A 20,154-nucleotide genomic window follows, 5' to 3' on the forward strand; every position below is an offset into this window, starting at 1 on the left:
AGAAATGTTCAAGGGATCAAGCTTCCCGGTTCGAGGGAGATAACTTTCTCCCTTCTTTCCATTTTTCAAGTTTCTCCAGACCTTCTTCAAAATAAAGATAGATGACCGGGGTGATATACAGGGTCACCAATTGAGAGACCAGGAGCCCACCCACCACGGCCATACCGAGGGGCCGCCGCACTTCAGATCCTGCACCAAATCCGATGGCGATCGGAAGCGTCCCCATCAAGGCGGCCAGCGTCGTCATCATGATCGGCCTAAACCGGACCAGGCACCCCTGATAGATTGCATCGTGCGCTTTCTTACCTTCATTTCTTTGCGCGTGAAGGGCAAAATCTATCATCATAATCGCGTTCTTCTTGACAATACCGAGCAACATCAAAAGTCCGACAAACCCGAGAATATTGAGCTCCAGATGAAAAAGAGTCAATGTTAATAAAGCACCAAAGGCCGCGGAAGGGAGGCCTGCCAGAATGGTGATCGGATGAACAAAGCTCTCGTACAGAATCCCCAGAACAATATAAATCACACCGATTGCCAAAAACAGGAGGAGAGAAAATCCCTGAAACGAAGACTGGAAAGCCTGTGCAACCCCTTGAAAGCTCCCGGTTAGCGTGACGGGAACATTCATTTCCCGAGCCGCAGATTGAACCTCTGAAACCGCGTCGCTCAGAGAAACGCCGGGTTGAAGGTTAAAGGAGATGGTCACTGACGGGAGCTGTCCCAGATGCGCAACGGAAAGTGGACCTACAGACCGGTTCAACCGGGCTACCGCATTTAACGGGATTAACTGTCCGGTGGACGATCGAATGTAAAGGAGCGATAGCGCGTTGGGATCCAACTGATACCGGGACTCCAGCTCCATGATGACCCAGTACTGGTCCGAAGGGGTGTAAATTGTCGAAACCTGCCGGGACCCGTATGCGTTGTAAAGGGTTGTTTCAATCTGATCCGCCGTCACGCCCAATGAAGAGGCCTTATCCCTGTTGATATCCACCATAATCTGCGGTGTGGTTATTTCCAGATCGCTGTTCACATCCTGAAATCCGGGCAATGTTCTCAATTTGGCTTCAAGCAGAGGCGCCCAATGGTAGAGTTCCCTCAAATCCACATCTTGAAGGGTGTACTGGTAAAGGCTCTTGGTCAACTGGCCTCCGATCCGAATCATCGGAAGGTTTTGGGGAAATGCCCTGATCCCGGGGACTGTTGAAAGTTTTACCCGCAGTTCCTGTATCACTTTATCGACATCCGGTCTTTCGGAACGGGGCTTCAACCGCATGAAAATACGTCCCGTGTTGCCCGTAACATTCGGTCCTCCCGCTCCGACAGCGGACATGAAGGACTCCACATAGGGATCGTCCTGAACGATTTTGGCAAGCGCCTGCTGATGCGTCTTCATCGATTCAAACGAGATATCCTGGGCGCCTTGGGTAAAGGCAAAGATCATCCCGGTATCTCCGTTCGGAATAAACCCTTTGGGTATGTTGTTGAAAAGATAGATGGAAGCGACAAACAAGCCTGTAAAGAGGATCATCACGGCCGGGCGATGTTTCAATGCAAACTGGAGGGTCCGGTCATAGAGCCTGAGCCACCCTTCAAAAAATCGTTCGGAAAGTATGTAGAGCGCCCCATGTTTTTCCTCATGATGATTCCTGAAAACTCTGGAACAGAGCATCGGCGTCAGGGTCAGTGAAACAATACCCGATACCACGATCGCCGTAATAATGGTCACGGAGAATTCATGGAGCAATCTTCCTAAAATCCCCTGCATAAAAAGAACCGGGATAAAAACGGCGGCCAGAGAAATGGTCATGGAAAGTATCGTAAACCCGATCTCCCTGGAGCCGGTCAGCGACGCCGTCATGATATCCTCCCCTTTTTCCAGGTGTCGGACGATATTTTCTAGCATCACAATGGCGTCATCGACCACAAAACCGACGCAGAGCGTCAGGGCCATGAGTGAGAGATTGTCAATGCTGTAGCCGAGGAGATAGAGAATCGCGAATGTCCCCATCAGGGAAATGGGAAGCGCGAGACTCGGAATGACGGTCGCGGAAATCTTACGAAGAAAGAGAAAGATCACCATCACGACCAACGCAATCGCCAGGAGTAACGAGAATTTCACATCTTTGATCGAATCCATAATGGACACCGACCGGTCATAAAGAATTTCAAATCTGACCGATGCCGGCATCTGGCTACGGAAATCGGGCAATAGTTTCTTGATCGCCTCTGCCACCTGAACGGTATTGGTACCGGGCTGGCGTTGAATCGCCAGCACAATGGCCCGCGTATCCTTGTACCAGCTTGCGATTTTATCGTTCTGGACGCTGTCGATCACCCGGCCCACTTCCTCCAGCCGGATCGGCGATCCGTTTCGATAGGCTACAATCAGTTTGCGGTATGCCGCGGCGTTGGTCAGCTGTCCCGTCGCCTGGATCGAAAATGCCTGATGATGACCATAGAGCGTCCCGGTCGGAATATTGACATTGCCTCCGCTGATTGCGGTCGCCACTTCGTCAATACCGATTCCGCGAGAGGCCAGCGCATTGGGATCAAGCTGGGCTCGTACCGCATATTTTTGGGAACCAAATACCTGAACCTGGGCCACCCCTTCAATCGTTGATATCCGCTGGGCAATCATATTCTGGGCATAGCTGTCGATTTGGGAGAGTGGAAGATAGGGAGAACTCAATGCAAGAAAAAGAATCGGCTGATCTGCCGGGTTTACTTTTTGATAAGTCGGCGGTACCGGCATTCCGACCGGAAGGTTTTTCTGCGAGGCAACAATCGCTGACTGAATATCCTGAGCGGCGGCGTCGATATTCCGGTCGAGCGCAAATTGAACGGTGATCTGGGTCATTCCGATCGCATTGAGCGAATTCATGGAATCGATTCCGGCGATCGTGGAGAATTGCTTTTCGAGAGGCGTCGCCACCGATGAGGCCATCGTCTCGGCACTTGCGCCGGGTAGGTTGGCGGAAACCAGAATGGTTGGAAAATCGACGTTGGGAAGTTCGCTGACCGGCAGAGCCCGGTATCCGATGACGCCAAAGAGAAAAATCCCGACCATCAAAAGCGTGGTCATGACCGGACGCCGGATACAAAACTCGGGAATGGTCATTTCTTGACCGTCACTTTGGAACCAGGCACAAGCCTCGATTGACCATCGATAACGACCTCTTCTCCCGGCGCGATCCCTTTTTCAATGACACTCTCTTCTTCCATGACTCTCGAAACGGTCACCGTTCGGGATTCGACCGTTTGATCCGGCTTAACGACAAAAAGGTATTGTCCGAACTGTCCCGTCTGAACCGCCTGCGTAGGTACCACCACGGCATCGTCCAAATGAGAAAGGAACAGGTCCACATTCACAAACTGTCCCGGCCACAACGATTTAGTTCCATTTTGAAATACTCCTTTGAGCTGGATCGTTCCGGTTTGAAGATCGACCATATTATCGACAAAAACCAGCTCTCCCGTCACCGGACGAGATTCTTTGTCCGTGGGTAAAGCCTCCACCTTTAGGGGAGCCTTCGACATAAATTTTTTAATTTCGGGCAGATTTTGTCCCGGAACGGAAAAAGAGACAAAAACCGGTCGAACCTGATTGATCACGACGAGTGAAACATCATTGGCCTTGACCAGATTCCCTTCATGAACCAAAAGATTTCCTGTCACGCCGTCAATCGGAGACTGGATATAGCAGTACTCCAGCTGAAGTTTCGCATTTTCGACAGCGGATTCATCCGCCAGTAACGTGGCTTCCTCGGCCTGGGCATTCGCAAAAATCTGATCATACTGTTCCTTGGCGACATAACCATTGGCAACCAGCTCCTTGTATCGAACCGCTTGCTGTCGGGCGTTCTCCGCCTGCGCTTTGTCCCGGGCCAGATTCGCCTCCATCTGTCTTAATTGCACTTCAAAGGGCCGGGAGTCGAGTCTGAATAGAAGTTCTCCTTTCGAAACAAATTGCCCTTCTTTAAAATTCACATGGGTTAATGTTCCTCCAACCATGGCCTTCACCGTGACGGTGGAATAGGCCTGAACATTTCCAATGGCATGAAGTTTGACAGGAACGCTTTTCTGAACGGCACGGGCTGACATGACCGGAACCGGAGCGGGAACGATTTTGACCGCACCCTTCGGAGGCGCCGAGCCGGTGGAGGGCGACGAACAGCTGGTCGCCAGTAGAAAGAGGAGAGATAAAAAAGCATTTATTTTCATCGTGTTCTCACGGGGATCATTAAAATATCCAATAATTGTCAGGTATGAAGCGCCACTTTGTCAAATATTTTCAGGCCAAATGATTGACCTAATAGGCGTAAAAGGGACCGGTTCCCAGAGGGGTGGACTGTCCTTGATAGCCAAAATAGACGGTCCGTCCCAGGAAAAAGGGAAATCCCCAGATAAATCCAAAGGAAGGGGTCGACACAATGCCGAGGTTATTGAAAACCAGATTATTGGTACTAAACAGATTCAACTCGTTGCCCATTTTGAAGGAGATGAGTTGCGGAATATTACCTGAAGCCAAATTGATCGCTGTCAGGGAAAGGGTTGTCGTAGGGCAAAAGAATCCGTTCGGGACACTATTGACGATACAGTGCGGGATCACGGAATCTGGAACCATAAATCCGTTGGTTCCGCTGTCGATATACGCCGAATATTGGTTAGTACTGGTCGTTCCATAATCAGCGTAGGTCGTGTCCAGATAACCGTAATTTGGATCGACGGGATAGCGCAACGCTCCCGAGGCAACCCCGTTGTTGGTCTCCGTTCCAATACCGAGAACGAGGGCGCCGGTCAAATAGGGAGCCCCATTATCCGCCACCTGCGGGAACATGAGAGCGATACCGTTAGAATCAGTCGGAAGGAGAAATACGGGATTCCAAACCGGAGAAGATGGAATGGTCGAGTAGACAGGACCCGAATTAAAGGCCGCACAACTGTTGTTCCCTGTCGAACAGGAATAATAAATGCCGGCATCGAAAGGAAAGAAATCCAGTCCCAGGATTCCGTTAGCCGCCAATTGATTTTGCTGAGCGCCAGGAGAGGTGATTAATGTCACAAAGCTGGTTCCGCATTGGGTGTTTGGAATGGCGCTATTGAAAAAAGTTGAATCGATGACCTGAATGGGTACGGTTACCGCCGGTTCCCCGCCCAGAATGACATCCGTAATTTGAACCGGTCCCCAGAGAGCGGAGCCATCGCCAAAAAGCGCGCATTGTGCAACATTCCGTCCAGATGAGTCGTAAGTATAAGGGAGCGTAATTGAAGGAGGAATTTTACTCTTGAAAATTCTTAATCCGATCGAGCCGGTATCGACAAGGATATCCGGGATCATCTGACAGATGGAGGTGCCCGGCTGGCAAATTTTTATACTAACGCAAGGGGCGTCCGGAACGGAGCCCTGTCCGGCGCAAAGACCGCTTCCCCCCGCTGTCACGCTCAAAACATTGGGACCCTGGGGTCCGAACGAAGGGAGATTGGTATTAGATCCGCTCCCGCAGCTGACTGCAAACCAGACAACCGCTCCCCAGGTGAGCCCACGTTTCATCGAACTACCGGATCTCCTTTTCAGTGACACCGGTCGGGAAAAGCGAGGGGACGAAGGCTCTTCCCATGAGCGACCTTCTCCTTCCACCGGTTTCGACCACAAGATGATCTGTCTTCATGACAATCGGAACGCGCCTTAAACGATTGTCTTTTCTTCGTTCGACCCATCCTTTTTGAAATTCTTCAAAATATTTTCCAAACAGCTTCTCGAAATCAGGAAAACCCGCTCCCTTCCAGGTTACTGCAAAGATCGTCCCGTTCGAATCAACATATTCTTCCAGGGTCATCGAGGGGCTTTTGAGTGTCTCCAGCCTGTACCCGTTTTTCTCTCTTGCGGGTTTTCTCTCGCCAGAGAGCCTTTGACGATCCGATTCAATGCTATTTTGGTCTTCTCCCAATACCGCCAGGGCAGGAACTGCCGCAAGCCCCAGGAGACTGACTAAAATTGAAAAACCGAGGATCTTGGGTCTGATAGGCATTTTTATTTAAGGGTTGAAGGTGGCTGACAAAAACTGTTGAATTTAGGAGAAAGTCTCCATGACCTGCTTGATTTTTTCTTCGTCGTAGGGTTTTAATATGTAATGTTTCGCACCTTCCTTCAGACAAGAAAGGACCGTCTCCTGAGAAGAGACTGAACTGACCATGATAGCGGCCACTGCCGGATCAACCTGTTTGAGGAGCCTTAAACATTCCAGTCCCCCCAGTTGCGGCATGATCATATCGATCATGACGATATCCGGTTTGGTCTCTTTGTATTTGGTAATGGCCATTATCCCGTTTTCTGCCATGCCTGCCACTTCGAATCCGAGTCCTTCCAATATCTTTTTGAGGTGGTTTCTTAACGCGCTCGAATCGTCCACGATCAAAATCGATTTCTTGCCTTTCTTTTTTTCGGCCATGCTTAAGAACTTCTCCTTTTTTCCTGTTCGTCTAAGTAATTTCGGATCGGGTGGCGCGGAGGACCTCTTCCGAAGTGGTTAAGCCCGACAAGATTTTTTTGATGCCGTCCACTCTCATCTCGGCAAAACGGTTCTGAAAGGCCGCTTCCTTCATGGTTTCGATGGAAGCCCCTTCAATGATTAATTCTCTCAGCTGTTCGTCTATGAGCAGAACTTCATGTATACCGATTCTTCCCTTATATCCTTTCTTCTTACACTGACTACACCCTTTTCCCTTATAAAAGAGGACTCCTTCCGTTTCCAGGTCCTCCAGTCCAAACCGCGCTAGTTCGGCCGTTTTGGGTCGATACGATTCTTTGCATTCCTGGCAAATCTTCCGGACCAGACGCTGGGCAACCACGCCGAGAATCGACGGAGCGAGTAGAAACGGCTCAATCCCCATATCCACCAGACGGGTAATGGACGAGAGGGCGTCATTGGTGTGGAGGGTGCTAAACACCAGATGTCCCGTCAGAGCTGATTCGGTTGCGATTTGACCCGTTACGGTATCCCGGATTTCGCCGATCATGATCACGTCCGGATCCTGCCTCAAAATCGCACGCAGGGCCGTCGCAAAGGTCAGGTCTTTCTTTAAATTGACCTGAACCTGGTTGACTAAAGCAAGCTGATATTCAACCGGATCTTCAACCGTAATGATATTTTTCTCGATCGATCGAATCGTATTGAGTATCGCATATAAGGTCGTGCTTTTTCCACTCCCGGTCGGTCCGGTAACCAGCACAATGCCATGCGGCTGAAAGATAATCTGGGACAGCCGGTCATAATTATCCTCCGAAAATCCGAGATCTTCGAGCTTGACCTGAATTTTTGAACGGTCCAGTAACCGGAGGACGATTTTTTCACCGAAATGGGTCGGCAGCGTCGAGACTCTCAAATCGATCTCTTTCTTCTGGTGAAAAAACTGGATTCTCCCGTCCTGGGGCTTTTGTCTCTCCGAAATATCGAGATTCGACAAAATTTTAAACCGGGAGACCACTGCCGGATGAAGACTCATCACAAAAGAGGCCTGTTCTTTGAGAACGCCATCAATCCGATATCGAATCATCAGTTTGGTTTCGGCCGGCTCGACATGAATGTCGCTCGCGCCTTCTTCAACCGCTTCCATCAGGATTTTGTCGACCAATTTAATGATCGGAGTCTCTTTGCCCGCCTTTTTTAACTTTTCGACATACCCGGCAGTTCCTTCAGACGCGCCGTTTTCCTGGAGATCCGTTTCAACCGAAATCGATCTCGGTCCTTCGGTATAGTTTAATTCGATAAATTTTTCCAGCTGGGACCTTAACGCCAGAACCGTCTGGATCTTGTACTTGTTATCCAGCCCCAGGGCGGTCAGCGTATCCAGCGAAGTCGGATCGGCCAGGGCGATGGTCAGCTCCTTTTCAAATAAAAACAGGGGAAGAAACAAAAATTTGGTGGCCACGCTCTCCGGAATGATCTTGATCAACTCTTTCGAAATGGTCACATCATCCAGATCGACGACGGCCATATTAAACTGGACACCTAACGCTTCCGTGACATCTTTCTCAGATGCAAATCCCAGATCAATCAAGAACGACCCGATCGGTCTGGACGGATCTCCGCTTTTGGCCTGTTCCTCGAGAGAATGGTTTAAATCTGCTTCGGTAATAATTTTTTTGTCGATCAGAATTTTGCCCAGCTTTTGTTCAACCGCTCTAGCGACCTTCACGACTCTTTGCCTTCTTTTAGACTTTCATGAATCAGGCGCTCAATCTCGTCCTGACTGACCTGCTTCTTTTCGTCTCTGGACGGTTTTCTCTTCCCCTTCGAGATTTTTTCGCTGTTGAGAAATTCCTGGATCGCTTTACTGGAGGAATACGAAGAGGTTTTCTTAACCTGGGAAGCGGAATTTTCTGAAGAAGAATCGGTTTCCTTCAAAAACTCTTTGGGCGATGGACGGACGGCAAACGAACTCCCGCAGCTTCCACAATAATGGTCGCCCGAGAGATTGATAAAATGGCACTGTGGACAGGAAAAAACCATTTTTATTCCACACTGGCCGCAGAAATGACGGCTTTCCAGATTAGAGGCATTACATTGTGCGCAGGTAATCATAACGAGGCTTTCCGCTAAAAATGTGAATAAGGGAGATCTCTCTAAGGATAACAAAGGACCTTGATTTGTCAAATTCCGGAATACTGAGAATGGATGACGAAAGTCGTTATTTTAAAACGGAAGTCAGACTGTGATACATGGCGTCAAAATAGGAGATAATGTCTCCCCGCCTACTGGATGGATTCATTGATTCAGAAAGAATGACGGTATGCGCATGGAGTCTCACCGCCAGGTCCGTTACCCGATCGAAATCGACAAAAGGAGGGCGCTCCGTAGCCGAAATGAGTACCAATGCGACGCGTTGATCTTTAAATCGCCGGGCCAATTCTTTAAAACGCGCTTCATCGGGCCGATTCATCTCTTTGGGTTCAATGTAACTGACGATTTCCAACCCATGCCTTAGGGCCAGATAGTTCCAGCTTCGGTGGTAGGCAATGATCTTTTTTCCCCTGAAAGGGGCCATACTGTCGTCCCACTCCTTGATCTTGTTTTTTAACCGTGAGATCAATCCTTCTGCGGTCGAGTCATAGATTTTGGAATTGGCGGGGTCCACCCGGATAAAAGCATTCTTGATCTGTTCAATCATCGGTATCGTATTGGCGGGGTCCAGCCAATAGTGGTGATTCTTCACATTTTGATTTAAGCCGTTTTTTAACAGGAGTTCCTGAAATCGACTTCCGGCAAGTTCCTGATCCGGATAAGGCAAGAGAACCACCCCGTGAGAAAGGGTAATATACCCTCCCGCTCCCTGCTGGATTTTCTTGTTCTTGACCTCCTTAATCAAGGGACCTAACCAGCCTGCTTCAAGCTGTTCCCCATTGACAAAGAAGAGATCCGCCTGCTCAAGCCATGGAAGATGGCTGAGATCGGGTTCGACGCTATGAGGATCAATATCGGCGCCGACAATCCAGCGCGCGTCAATGAACTCGCCCCCGACCTCTTTCGCCAAAAGAGCCTCATGTTCCGTGGTCGCCATGACTAAAATTTTACCTTCCGCCAGGCCTTGATAGCTCAAGACCGACAGAAAAAAAAGGGAAAATAACTTTACGACCAGACGATTTTTATCCTTCGCCATCAATGGACTCCAAAACGATTTCTTTCATTATGTTTGTTTCTTGAAATTCGCCTATTTAATAAAATACCGCCTGAGAAGACCTGGCAGCAGGAAGAAGGAAGAAACGGTCAACATGGCTGATCCGGTTGGCAGAGAGTAGACAAAAGAAAAATAAAACCCGAATAACGCTGACAAAAGGCCAAATATCGTGGCCAGAACAAAAACCCGCTTGATGTGGTCAGAAACCAAAAGGGCCGAAGTCGCCGGTATCACCATAAATGAAAAGACCGGCAAGGCACCGATTGCACTGATGGATATTGAAATCGCCAGAGCAAATGTAAAGTAGAGCAGCTGATTGAACGCGACCGCTTTGATACCCATTGCCCTGGCGGACTCGGCATCGAAAGAGGAAAAGAGAAATTCCTTATGGAGCAAGGCATGAATCGCAAAGATCAACAATGAAGCCCCTGCCAAAAGAAACAGCTGTTTATCGGAAACAAAAACCGCGTTTCCGAATAAAATATTATCGATTTCATGAGTCTCCACAGCGACCTTGTCGAGGATCAGCAGGACGAGACCCGCAGGCAGGACATAGCTGATCCCGACAATGGATTCCCGTGTAATCTTCCTTTCCCCGACCTGAATGGCCAACAGGAGCGCGGCGACCACTGCAAAAAGAAACGATACCAACGCAGGAACTGAAAGAAATCCGCTCTGTTCTCCCTCGGTAAAATGTACTCCGAAAAAGAGTCCCATGACGATGGAGATCGCAATTCCCAAGGCGGAAACTTGCGACAGTGCGGCACTGACGAAGACGATCCGCTTGAGAACAATGAACACCCCGAGAAATGAACTCACCAGAGCCGCCAGCGTACAGGCCAGAATGCCGCTATAAAGGAGCGGCATCGCATCGAGGAAGCTCATGCCATTGCTTTCGACGAGAAGAATTCTGGAGAGAAGCGGAATATGACGAAGCCAGTCCATTAGTTAATAAGGCCTCTTTTTAACCGGTGCGGGACGCTGCGGGTGGGGATGGGGGTGAGAGTGGTTTTGGTGGGCATGGCTATGTTTGACTTCGTGGCTATGTACCACGACATATTTTTGCCCATGAAGATTGTGGACATCGAGATCAATTTTATAGATCTTTTTCAGATTTTCATCTGTCAGTAGACCTTCTGTGTCCCCTGATTCAAAAATTCCATCGCCATGGATAATAATCAAATTCTTGGCATAATTCGCAATCAGATTCAAAATATGGGTAATCATCAAGATGGTAATATTCGATTCTTCATGCAGCGACATGATCAACTTCATGATATTACTTTCCCCTTCGATATCCATCGCATCGGTTGGCTCATCCAGAATGAGAATGTTGGGGTCCGTTGCAAGCCCCCTGGCGATGAGAACCCGCTGTTTCTGCCCTCCCGAAAGCTCCCGGAACGGTTTTCTGGCCAACTGCGGAATGCCGACTTTTTCAAGAAGATCTGATGCAATCTGCCGGTCTTTTGGCCCTACCCTTTTGAAGAGTCCAATTTTGGAGTAGCGCCCCATCAGAACAACATCGAGCGCCGTCAGAGGGAAAATATCGTCTAACGTTCCCCGCTGGGGAACATAACCGACGATCAGATCCGGACTCTTCTCAATGGTTCCGTCGATCGGCGGCACCGATCCGAGAATGGTCTTGATAAATGTGGTCTTTCCGGCACCATTTGGACCGACAATTCCCCAGAAATCGCCATCCTTGATTTCCAACGAAATTCCGGACAGCAGAGACTTTTTGTGGTAGCCAATGGATAAATTTTTAAGGTGTATCTGCGCAGTCATTGCTTAGTTCACTTTTAGGAATCAACTATCTCCATGATTCGCGTTTTTAAATGCTTTTGAAAACTCTCCAAAAATCTTGTCAAAGAGAGCAAATACATCCGGTACGCCGAGCTCTTTACTGACCGAAGAGGGAACATTGACGATTTCCGCATGAGCCCGCTCTCCGATGGATCTTGCGATCTGGAGATTCTGGTAGTTTTCCATCAATATAATTTTGACATGGTCTTTCTTCATTTTTTCGACCAGCGCTGCCATGTAGGAGGCGCTAGGCGGGATCGTTTCATGCGGTTCGACATAATCTTCTATCTTCCAATGATAGCGTTCGGAAAGATAGGTCCAGCTCCGGTGATAACTGACTATTTTCTCTCCCCGGTAAGGGGCCATCATTTCATCCCATTCTTTAATCTTTTGAGTCAGTTTATCCGAAAATGTCTTCAAATTTGCCTGGTAAAAAGGCGCATTCCCGGGATCGGACTCTTCCAGAGCCTGTTCAATATTCTTTGCCATAATCAAATTGTTGGAAGGTTCCATCCAGTAATGATGATTCCCGATTTTCCCGGCGCTTAACAAGACCAGGAGACGGGCAAAAGGGGAATCCTTTAAGTCGTCCGCGTCATATTCGAGGAGAGGGACCTCTTTCGAGACGTCGACATAACCATGCTCGCCTTTCTGAATTCTTTGATTCCGGCAGAGGATCAGTGCCTGGGGAAGCCAGTTCAATTCCAGTTCCTGGCCATTGACCAGCAAAAGATCGGCTTTGTTTAGCAGGGGAACAAAGGCCGGGGTCGATGGAATTTCATGCGGATTCTGATAACCCTTTCCCAGAAAACGAGACTCGATCTTGTCGCCGCCAATCTGATGAGCCAGGTCTGCCCAATGCTCAAAGGTCGCCAGAACAAGCATTTTGGCCTGAACTTCCCGGGCAAGACTCGTCAGTAAAATAATGAATAAAAATAGGTTTAAACTGCGTTTTTTCATCATTTTAGGTTAAATTTAATCATGCCCGATTAGTGAACAAAGGTCAACTCTAATAGTAGGGGCTTGCGTCGGACATTATTTAAGCGCAGAAGCCAATTCGTCATATATCCGGTCAAAAAAGGCGACGATATCGGTTTGCTTTCCGGACTCACTCAAACTGTCCGGGAGCACTACAATTTTAGAATGGATTTTTAATGCCAGATTTTTCACCGCCTCGATATCGACATAGGGAGGTTTCTGATTCTCGGACATCAAGATTGCCGAAACCCCTTTATTTTGACTCCGGTTAGCCAGATTGTTCAAATCCCCCTCGGCCGGCCGGGTCATCTCTCTCGGTTCCACGTATCCGACAATGGACAGACCATGGCGATGGGCGAGATAAGTCCAGTCCCGATGGTAGGAGATGATTTTTTTCCCTTTAAAAGGAACCATTTTGGCATCCCATTCCTTGATTTTTTCTTCCAAGCGGTTAATCAATCCCTGGGCGTTGGACTCATAGGTCTTTGAATTGGAGGGATCCACGCTGATCAGACCTTTCTTAATATTGTTGATCATCGGAATCTCATTGGCCGGATCAAGCCAGTAATGGTGGTTACCCACCGTCTTCCCCAGCCCCATGCCGAGGATGACGGTATAGAATTTAGTCTGTCTCAACTCTTCCGCAGCATAAGGGAGTATCGTTGCCTCTTCCGAGAGATTGATATAGTTGTCCTGATCCCTCATAATTTTCCCATTCCGGGTATCGACCAAAAGAAATCCCAGCCAGCCGACCTCAATGTCCTGCCCGTTCACCAACAGAAGATCCGCCTTGTTTAAGATCGGAACCATTGTTTTGTTCGGCTCCACAAAATGTGGATCTTCTTCTGCGCTAACCAGTGACCGTACGTCGATCAGGCCGCCACCGATTTCTTTCGCCAGGAGAGCTTCGTGTTCCGTCGTTCCGACCACAAACGGTTTAGCTTCTGAAGAAATATTCATTCCCGCTATTGAAATGGCGATGACACCGAGTGTCAGCCCTTTTTTGATTAAACCAGTGATATTAAACATGGATATCTCCTTAAATAAAATTCTTGATGATATTCAATTTAGAATAAGGTCAGAAACTTACCGACTCCGGGGGTTACCGTACCCAATCCCATATTTAACTGAACGATCAAAATATCGCTATCCTGTTGTAAACCGCTCGCATTCAAATGGTCATACTCAAAGGTCCATCGGGCTACGGGACTGACATAATACCGATACGCCGCAGCATATCGAACACGGGAATCTTCCTGCTTTCCAATGATCTGGGAAGAAGCGGGATCCACATAATCCTGACTGGACGGGGCGACATAATCTAACCGAGCCGCCAATTCATGTCGGTAAGCATAACGATAACTTGCTTCAGTATACGCACCCCATAGGGTATCGCTTTTGCCAGGAAGTGCGGTCGAAGTGAGCATCCCATAATTGTTGAGATCCTTTTGATTGATGATCGGGTGATCCCGCTTGGCGAGGATACCTTCAATTGTCCATCGGACATTCGGGAATATCGGCGAAGTAGGCGGTTTCCAAAAGAGCGTCGATTCCAGGTCGATTAACGTGGTCTTATCGTCCGGATTGCATTCCGTACAGCCTGATGCTGCAATCATGTCTGCATTCTTATTATTTCCAAATGCCCCGGAAATTCCAGGTTCCCAGGTCATCGCATCGTTAATCCCGATCACCGATGAGATCTTCGGAATTATGACAAATTGATTGGTATCCGTACCCGCGTCATCCGCTGCATTATTTCTTGTGTCGATCGGTCTCACAAAGGTGGAAAAACGATTCACATTTCCAAAATCACCCTGCAATTGAGCATTCTGAACGTCCAATGAAAATTCTACGAAAGTCTCGATGGGCGGCTGCCAGGTTAATTCCATTCCCAGCTTGTGAATTCCGTCTTCCCCCAGCATGATATTGGTAATGATCGGAGGGGTGGCAAAATTCCATTCATGGTCGTGAACCGGATTGATCTTTCCAATATTCGATCTGAAAATACCCGCTTTTAACGCCAGATTAAAAGGCATTTTATGGAAATAAACAAAGGACTCTTCAATGGAGGAACCGGATTCCGCTCCGGTGATAAAGAGAGCGAATTTCGCGGGAAATTGGAATAGTTCCGCGGAAAAAGAAAGATCCGCGCTCTTTAACGTAAATCCGCGCGGAATGGAGCCGCCCACCACATCCTGGTTATATCCTTCCGCATAGTGAGTCATATTGGCATACATCAAATTGATGTTGAGAGACATATCAATCAGGCCATACTGGCTCAAAGTCACCCCTTTGACATGGGCTTCTGCCGGAGGGGCCCAAGCAAGAACCGGCATGAGGGAAATAGTCCCTAACCCCACATAAAGAAAAAATTTTCTAATTGAAAACATCATGCATTCCTCCCTGACTAATAAAACTTAATAATCCCGTCTCTCGCAAAAAAGGCCATGATGCGGAGTTGGGATTGATCCCATCTCGACCTTCATGGCCTTACCATTCAATCTATTTTTTGCAAAAAAAAACCACGAATACCGCGGATCTCCTCTTAGTCGATGAGAATCCTCTTAACCTTCGTGGTCTGCTGTTTTGAAACTGACTCTGGTCTGACAGATGAACTTTGTGACTTCAATCACAATTTAATGTTGAGTTCAGTTAATCATTTCTTGTTTTAAAAGTCAACGATAATATCACCGAATCATTTATCTCAAAAGTTATCGCGTCAGAGAAGAGTCTTTTTTAATCACCTTAAAATCGATTTCACTGTGACAGATTTCACATCGCTGGCCCAATTCTCCGTCATGAATATCATCTCTCCGATGACAGCTGACACACATTCTGGAGGTTTTTGCCACAAACATGGTCTGGGTATGGCATTCGGGGCATTTCACATTTCTATGTTTATCAAGAAGCGGATACCCGGTCTCTTTGAAATGATTAAAATCTTCTCTTTCCCAGGTCTTTGCCGTATGGCAGGCTTCGCATTTCTTCCCGAATAACCCTTTGTGCTCGTCATCTTTCTTGTGACAATCGATACAGAGCCTGGGCGCATCTTTAAAGAGCTGGGTTTTGTGGCAAAGCGCGCATTTGGTCTCGATATGTTTCCCTTCGAGAGGGAAATTGGTCTTTTTGTGATTGAATTTGTCGATCTCTTTCCAGGAATTTTCCGTATGGCATCGCGCACAGGATTCACCCAGCTTTCCCCGATGCTTATCATCTTTTTGGTGGCAAGAAATACAATCGATGGAAATCTTATATTTCTCATTCGCATGGCATTTACTGCAGAGTACCGGAATATGCTTCCCAACCAAGGGATATTTTGTCGTGGAATGGTCAAATCTAATCTCCTTCCACTTGGGCACAATCTGATGACAGCGATCGCATTTCGGCCCCAATTTTTCTTTATGGTAATCATCTTTCTTATGGCAGTCGTAACAGAGTTTCGGTGTCTGTTTAAGCTGGGGAGTCTGGTGGCATTTGATACATTCGACCTTTTGATGGGTTCCGACTAATTTGTACTCAAATTTATTGTGGTCAAAGTTTTGTTCCTTCCACGTTTTTGCGGTATGGCAGGTCTCACAATCCTTGCCGAGGTTTCCTTTATGTTTATCCTCTTTTAAATGGCAACCGATACAGGTCTTGGGCGCTTCCTTGACTTTTTTAAGAGGAAGATGGCATTTTTCGCATTTCGTATCGATATGTTTGCCTTCAAGCTTAAAGTCTGTCTTGTTATGGTCGAATTTAATTTCTTTCCATTCCCGGGCGGTATGGCAGGTTTCACAATTCTTGCCCAATGATCCTTTGTGCTTGTCCTCTTTCTGATGACAGCTGAAACAGGCCTTGGGGGTCTCTTTAAATTTCTTCTGGGGTTGATGGCATTTTTCGCATTTGGCTTCTTCGTGCTTACCCACGAGCGGAAAATCGGTTTTGGAATGGTCGAATTTGATCTCTTTCCATTCCCGAGCTGTATGGCAACTTTCACATACTTTTCCCAATGACCCTTTATGTTTGTCTTCTTTTTCATGACATGAAAAACACTCTTTGGGCGTTTTGGTAAAATTTTGAGCGGTATGGCATTTTTCACAGACGACAGGACCCTGTTTTCCGGTGACATGTCGCCCGATCAGGGGAAAATGGGTCGTTGCGTGATCAAATTTCGCCTCTTTCCAGCTTTTCGCGTTGTGGCACTCCTTGCAGTTCTTTCCGAGCGCCTCTTTATGGTAGTCATCCTTAATATGACAGGGAGAGCACTCTTTCTGTGTTTCACGGTATTTCGGCTTTTTGTGGCATTTATCGCAGTCTGCCTTTTGATGTTTCCCTTCGAGATCAAATTCCGTTTTACGATGATCAAACTCATCTTTTTTCAGATCGACCAGTTCAAAGACTCTCCCTTTGTGGTCGCTGTGGCAGATTTCGCATTTGGTGGCATCGATTTTTCCATGAAATCCTCTCTTCTGGTCGACATCTCGTTTTGCCTCTTTGTGGCAGACGAGGCATTTGTCAAAAAAGAATTTCTGGCCGATGGTGTGGCATTCCAGACAGTTTCCTTCAATCTTCTGATGGAGAGAGGCAACTTCGCCCGGCATGACCCCTTTGAGGAGGTCAAATGAGTGGACTTTGGACGGAGTCAATAAGAAAAGAACGAGAATGGATAGAAATAGAAGCTGTTTCTTCAAATGTTTCTTAAATGGGCCTTTAGTTTTTATGGGGTAGGGCAGGACCTAGAATATCATAACTGCAGCAATATGGATAATAAAAGTGACAATCAGAATCCATATAAAAGGAACATGGAGTTTGTGCCAGATCGAGAAGAGCTTCGCCGCCGACTCGAGAACGGTCACATGTTTTTCCAGAGAGATGAGTTTAATGACCATCTCTTCAAGCGATCCTTCCAAAACATGGTACTTTCTCTCCTTTAAATATTTAATCACCTCTTTTTTGACCTTTTTTTCCAGTAAATCGATCTTGATCATCAGGTAAAGAGATTTTAAAAGTCCTGCAGAAGACTTGCTCTCTCTTAAACCAAAGAACCGGTTGATACTGTCCAAAGTTTTCTGGGAATCGGAGAACTGGGTTTTTATCTTTTCACTGAGCTGGCTGATCTCTTCGTTCATTTCCCTTAACGTCGCTCTTTCTCCAGAAAGGGAGAATTGGAAATGTCGGTAAATATAACGCCCCACAATGCCGCTCCCCACCACGATCATCATCGAATAGTAGGCAATGGCCGAATTGGTCGCGGTGACCGTAAAACCGCTGTGGTATACGATCAACATCGGACCAAAAAGACAGAATAAGATATGAATGTCGAGCCAATCCTTGATTTTTCCAAAATGACTTAATCTTCTGACCTTTTTCCGGATCACATAAAAAGAGGCCCCGACAAACATCATGGCTGAACCAATAATTCCGATCAGCCGGGAAAAGTCATCGCCGACTTTGTAGGGAAATATCGCCATATAAATGGGAACCCCGACGGCCGCAGAGAGTCCCAGTATTAACATGATCCATTTGGCCCATTTCATCGGATTGAACTCTTTGGAAACAGCATCCGCTCTATTTTTTGGAGGAGCCGAGTTTTCCTTGGCTGGCATATTCTGATACGCTTTCGGCTGGGCGATATTAATCTGCATTAATAAATCCTTTCTGTTCTGACTTGTCAAGATCCGGGCAGTTCTTAAAATGAATTAAAACGGAATTGAGACGCTGGTGCGGGTCTGGATGGTATTGTTCCAACCCGAGGAGAAGCTATTGTCTTCCATCAAATAATCCCCTTCCAGACTCGCTTCCACACCATTCTTTAACGAATATCTCATCACAAACCCCGGAACATACCGGGTTAAGGAGCTCCCCGCTGACAGATTGAAAACGGTGTTTTCATATCGAAATCTAAGCCCCCCCTGGAAACCACTGGGCCAAATTCGAAGCATATTGGCGACGATGGAAGTATTCGTGGAGTCCGTCCCGGGAGAATAGAGAAAAAGGGTAGAAATAATCTCGTTCTGATTGAAATAATTCCTCTCCAAAATAAACGCCGAATAGCGGTCTGCAATCTTCTCCGAATCGACCATGGGAAAAGTGATCATATGGCTTGCGAGATCGGTTGGATTATAAAATGTCTTCCCATACCTGAAATCGACTCGCCAGATAAGGGAGAGGTCGATCGAAAGTCCAAGACTGTAATCGAGCGTCGTTTGCGTCGCAGCCAGGGCGCTGGCCATAATTTCCTCCCGCGACTTGGTTGCGATCAGATCATCCATCGTCGTAATAGGAGGAGTCGCGAGGAAATTTGCCGGGTCTGCAAGCGCCGTGTTGAAATCCAGAAAAGGATTTCTCCGGTACTCCACCAGACCGGAATAGTGAAAGATGGACCGGGTATAGTCGAAATTAACCATGGCATCATTTATTTTATTGAAATCGATATCCCGATCGAGGAGCGTCGTCAAATTAAAGTTTTCATACATCCAGAATGCATTGAGACCAACGGCTCTTCGGGTTGAAAATTCTTGAAAATACTCCTGAGTAAAGTAGATCTTACCCGTGATATGATAATAGTCGACCACCGATAAATAGCTTTCATAGAATTTTCGCTCGGATTCAATCGCGAGCGTATCGGTCGCAAAAATATCGACTGGAGCTCCGACGCTGTTCGTCCAGGTCACGGAAGAAACCGGAAGACCAAAAGACAATCCGTCAAACCGGTTAAATAACGTACTTCCGGAGCTCGGCTGTCTTCCCAAACGGAAATTCGAAAACCAGCCGACATTATTCCCTTCAAGATATAACTTATTGAGTCGGGTCCGGTCATTTCGATTGACCAAAAAGTCGTTTGCGTTCATCCCGGAAAAGTTGAAACGGAGATCGGGACCGGATCCCTTCCGCCATCTGAAATCCAGAAATTCGCTCAGGCGGCTCTGGGTATTCGAAGACATCCCTTCAGGAACACCTGCGAGGGCATAATCGTAAAGATATTCGGTAATGAGTGAGCCGGAGATTCTGTCCGGACCTGTTCGAACCGGAACCCGCTTTGCCGGGGTTTCTTTCTTCTCCGCGCCTTCCTTCCCTTTAAGATCCCCGGTTGCCGTACCCGATTTTGCCAGGAGCTGGCTCTTTTCTTCCGCATCTTTTTTATGAAGTGAAGCGGGGAAACTTTTCAAAAAGCGCTTGAAACTTTCCAGGGCTAGAGCCGGCTTCTCCGTCTTTTCGCTGATCAAAGCAAGATACCAATACGCTTCTTCCACAGATGACGTACCATTGCCGCTTTGAATCAGGCGATAAAAGAGCGATTTCGCCTGATTATACTCTTCTTGCTGAAAGAGCTGGATTGCTTTGGCCAGTTCATCAGATTGATCTTTAGGGGATGGATGTGCCTGGACGGAACTGGCGGCGCCAGAAGTGACCGAACTAGATGGCAACTTCTGATCAAGAAGGACTAATTTGCCCTCCGCCGCTTTCTTGTGAGAACTGCCGGGATAACTTTTTACAAATAATCTGATTTTCTGCCGAATGATATTCGGTTTGTCTGATTTCTCGCTGATCAGAACCAGGTACCACTGCGCATCTTCAATTTCCGGAGAACCAATTCGCGTTTCAATCAGATGCAAAAACAGTTTTTTGGCTTTGACGAAGTCCGATTGCTCATAAAAACGAATCGCGTTAGCCATTTCATCCGAATGGCCCCTTAGATTCAGGAACGAC

At 47.4% G+C, this 20,154-nt stretch carries 16 protein-coding genes; all 16 read right to left on the reverse strand.

The genetic code is table 11. The features are described from left to right. Positions 1-16: 16 nt before the first annotated feature. Positions 17-3,124, reverse strand: a complete 3,108-nt coding sequence (locus HY200_01600) for an efflux RND transporter permease subunit (protein ID MBI3593631.1) — start codon at positions 3,122-3,124, stop codon at positions 17-19. Next, positions 3,121-4,227, reverse strand: coding sequence for an efflux RND transporter periplasmic adaptor subunit (locus tag HY200_01605; GenBank protein ID MBI3593632.1), 1,107 nt, complete (start codon positions 4,225-4,227; stop codon positions 3,121-3,123). Before HY200_01605 ends, HY200_01600 begins: the two co-directional genes overlap by 4 nt. Before the next feature lie 88 nt (positions 4,228-4,315). Continuing rightward, positions 4,316-5,557, reverse strand: coding sequence for a DUF3443 family protein (locus HY200_01610; protein ID MBI3593633.1), 1,242 nt, complete (start codon positions 5,555-5,557; stop codon positions 4,316-4,318). Between the two features lie 4 nt (positions 5,558-5,561). Then, complete coding sequence (locus HY200_01615) at positions 5,562-6,035, reverse strand: DUF2844 domain-containing protein (GenBank protein MBI3593634.1); 474 nt, start codon at positions 6,033-6,035, stop codon at positions 5,562-5,564. Positions 6,036-6,077: 42 nt separating this feature from the next. Then, positions 6,078-6,455: a response regulator gene (locus HY200_01620; protein MBI3593635.1), complete on the reverse strand. Its 378-nt coding sequence runs from the start codon at positions 6,453-6,455 to the stop codon at positions 6,078-6,080. 31 nt (positions 6,456-6,486) lie between these two features. After that, positions 6,487-8,202: a Flp pilus assembly complex ATPase component TadA gene (gene tadA, locus HY200_01625; GenBank protein ID MBI3593636.1), complete on the reverse strand. Its 1,716-nt coding sequence runs from the start codon at positions 8,200-8,202 to the stop codon at positions 6,487-6,489. Further along, positions 8,199-8,588 (reverse strand): hypothetical protein, encoded by a 390-nt coding sequence (locus tag HY200_01630; protein ID MBI3593637.1) that lies wholly within the window; start codon positions 8,586-8,588, stop codon positions 8,199-8,201. Before HY200_01630 ends, tadA begins: the two co-directional genes overlap by 4 nt. Positions 8,589-8,694: 106 nt before the next feature. Further along, complete coding sequence (locus HY200_01635; protein ID MBI3593638.1) at positions 8,695-9,663, reverse strand: metal ABC transporter substrate-binding protein; 969 nt, start codon at positions 9,661-9,663, stop codon at positions 8,695-8,697. Positions 9,664-9,714: 51 nt separating this feature from the next. Next, entirely contained in the window at positions 9,715-10,626 is a 912-nt protein-coding gene (locus HY200_01640) for a metal ABC transporter permease (protein MBI3593639.1), read from the reverse strand. A 3-nt stretch (positions 10,627-10,629) separates the two neighbouring features. Next, positions 10,630-11,466, reverse strand: coding sequence for a metal ABC transporter ATP-binding protein (locus HY200_01645; GenBank protein MBI3593640.1), 837 nt, complete (start codon positions 11,464-11,466; stop codon positions 10,630-10,632). 21 nt (positions 11,467-11,487) lie between these two features. Further along, entirely contained in the window at positions 11,488-12,447 is a 960-nt protein-coding gene (locus HY200_01650) for a zinc ABC transporter substrate-binding protein (GenBank protein ID MBI3593641.1), read from the reverse strand. A gap of 72 nt (positions 12,448-12,519) precedes the next feature. Beyond that, positions 12,520-13,491, reverse strand: coding sequence for a zinc ABC transporter substrate-binding protein (locus tag HY200_01655; protein ID MBI3593642.1), 972 nt, complete (start codon positions 13,489-13,491; stop codon positions 12,520-12,522). A gap of 38 nt (positions 13,492-13,529) precedes the next feature. Then, a complete protein-coding gene (locus tag HY200_01660) occupies positions 13,530-14,855 on the reverse strand; it encodes a hypothetical protein (GenBank protein ID MBI3593643.1) in 1,326 nt (441 codons plus the stop codon). Positions 14,856-15,173: 318 nt separating this feature from the next. After that, positions 15,174-17,135: a cytochrome C gene (locus HY200_01665; protein MBI3593644.1), complete on the reverse strand. Its 1,962-nt coding sequence runs from the start codon at positions 17,133-17,135 to the stop codon at positions 15,174-15,176. A 45-nt stretch (positions 17,136-17,180) separates the two neighbouring features. Continuing rightward, on the reverse strand, positions 17,181-18,089 hold the full coding sequence (locus tag HY200_01670) for a hypothetical protein (GenBank protein ID MBI3593645.1): 909 nt from the start codon (positions 18,087-18,089) through the stop codon (positions 17,181-17,183). A gap of 54 nt (positions 18,090-18,143) precedes the next feature. Further along, positions 18,144-20,120, reverse strand: coding sequence for a tetratricopeptide repeat protein (locus HY200_01675; protein ID MBI3593646.1), 1,977 nt, complete (start codon positions 20,118-20,120; stop codon positions 18,144-18,146). Between the last annotated feature and the right edge of the window lie 34 nt (positions 20,121-20,154).

The organism is Nitrospirota bacterium (assembly GCA_016194305.1).
Lineage (GTDB): Bacteria > Nitrospirota > Nitrospiria > JACQBW01 > JACQBW01 > JACQBW01.

Coding starts and splice junctions, on each gene's coding strand:
- HY200_01600 (MBI3593631.1), bottom strand. CDS start 3,124: ATGACCATTCCCGAGTTTTGTATCCGGCGTCCGGTCATGACCACGCTT.
- HY200_01605 (MBI3593632.1), bottom strand. CDS start 4,227: ATGAAAATAAATGCTTTTTTATCTCTCCTCTTTCTACTGGCGACCAGC.
- HY200_01610 (MBI3593633.1), bottom strand. CDS start 5,557: ATGAAACGTGGGCTCACCTGGGGAGCGGTTGTCTGGTTTGCAGTCAGC.
- HY200_01615 (MBI3593634.1), bottom strand. CDS start 6,035: ATGCCTATCAGACCCAAGATCCTCGGTTTTTCAATTTTAGTCAGTCTC.
- HY200_01620 (MBI3593635.1), bottom strand. CDS start 6,455: ATGGCCGAAAAAAAGAAAGGCAAGAAATCGATTTTGATCGTGGACGAT.
- HY200_01630 (MBI3593637.1), bottom strand. CDS start 8,588: ATGATTACCTGCGCACAATGTAATGCCTCTAATCTGGAAAGCCGTCAT.
- HY200_01635 (MBI3593638.1), bottom strand. CDS start 9,663: ATGGCGAAGGATAAAAATCGTCTGGTCGTAAAGTTATTTTCCCTTTTT.
- HY200_01640 (MBI3593639.1), bottom strand. CDS start 10,626: ATGGACTGGCTTCGTCATATTCCGCTTCTCTCCAGAATTCTTCTCGTC.
- HY200_01645 (MBI3593640.1), bottom strand. CDS start 11,466: ATGACTGCGCAGATACACCTTAAAAATTTATCCATTGGCTACCACAAA.
- HY200_01650 (MBI3593641.1), bottom strand. CDS start 12,447: ATGATGAAAAAACGCAGTTTAAACCTATTTTTATTCATTATTTTACTG.
- HY200_01655 (MBI3593642.1), bottom strand. CDS start 13,491: ATGTTTAATATCACTGGTTTAATCAAAAAAGGGCTGACACTCGGTGTC.
- HY200_01660 (MBI3593643.1), bottom strand. CDS start 14,855: ATGATGTTTTCAATTAGAAAATTTTTTCTTTATGTGGGGTTAGGGACT.
- HY200_01670 (MBI3593645.1), bottom strand. CDS start 18,089: ATGCAGATTAATATCGCCCAGCCGAAAGCGTATCAGAATATGCCAGCC.
- HY200_01675 (MBI3593646.1), bottom strand. CDS start 20,120: ATGGCTAACGCGATTCGTTTTTATGAGCAATCGGACTTCGTCAAAGCC.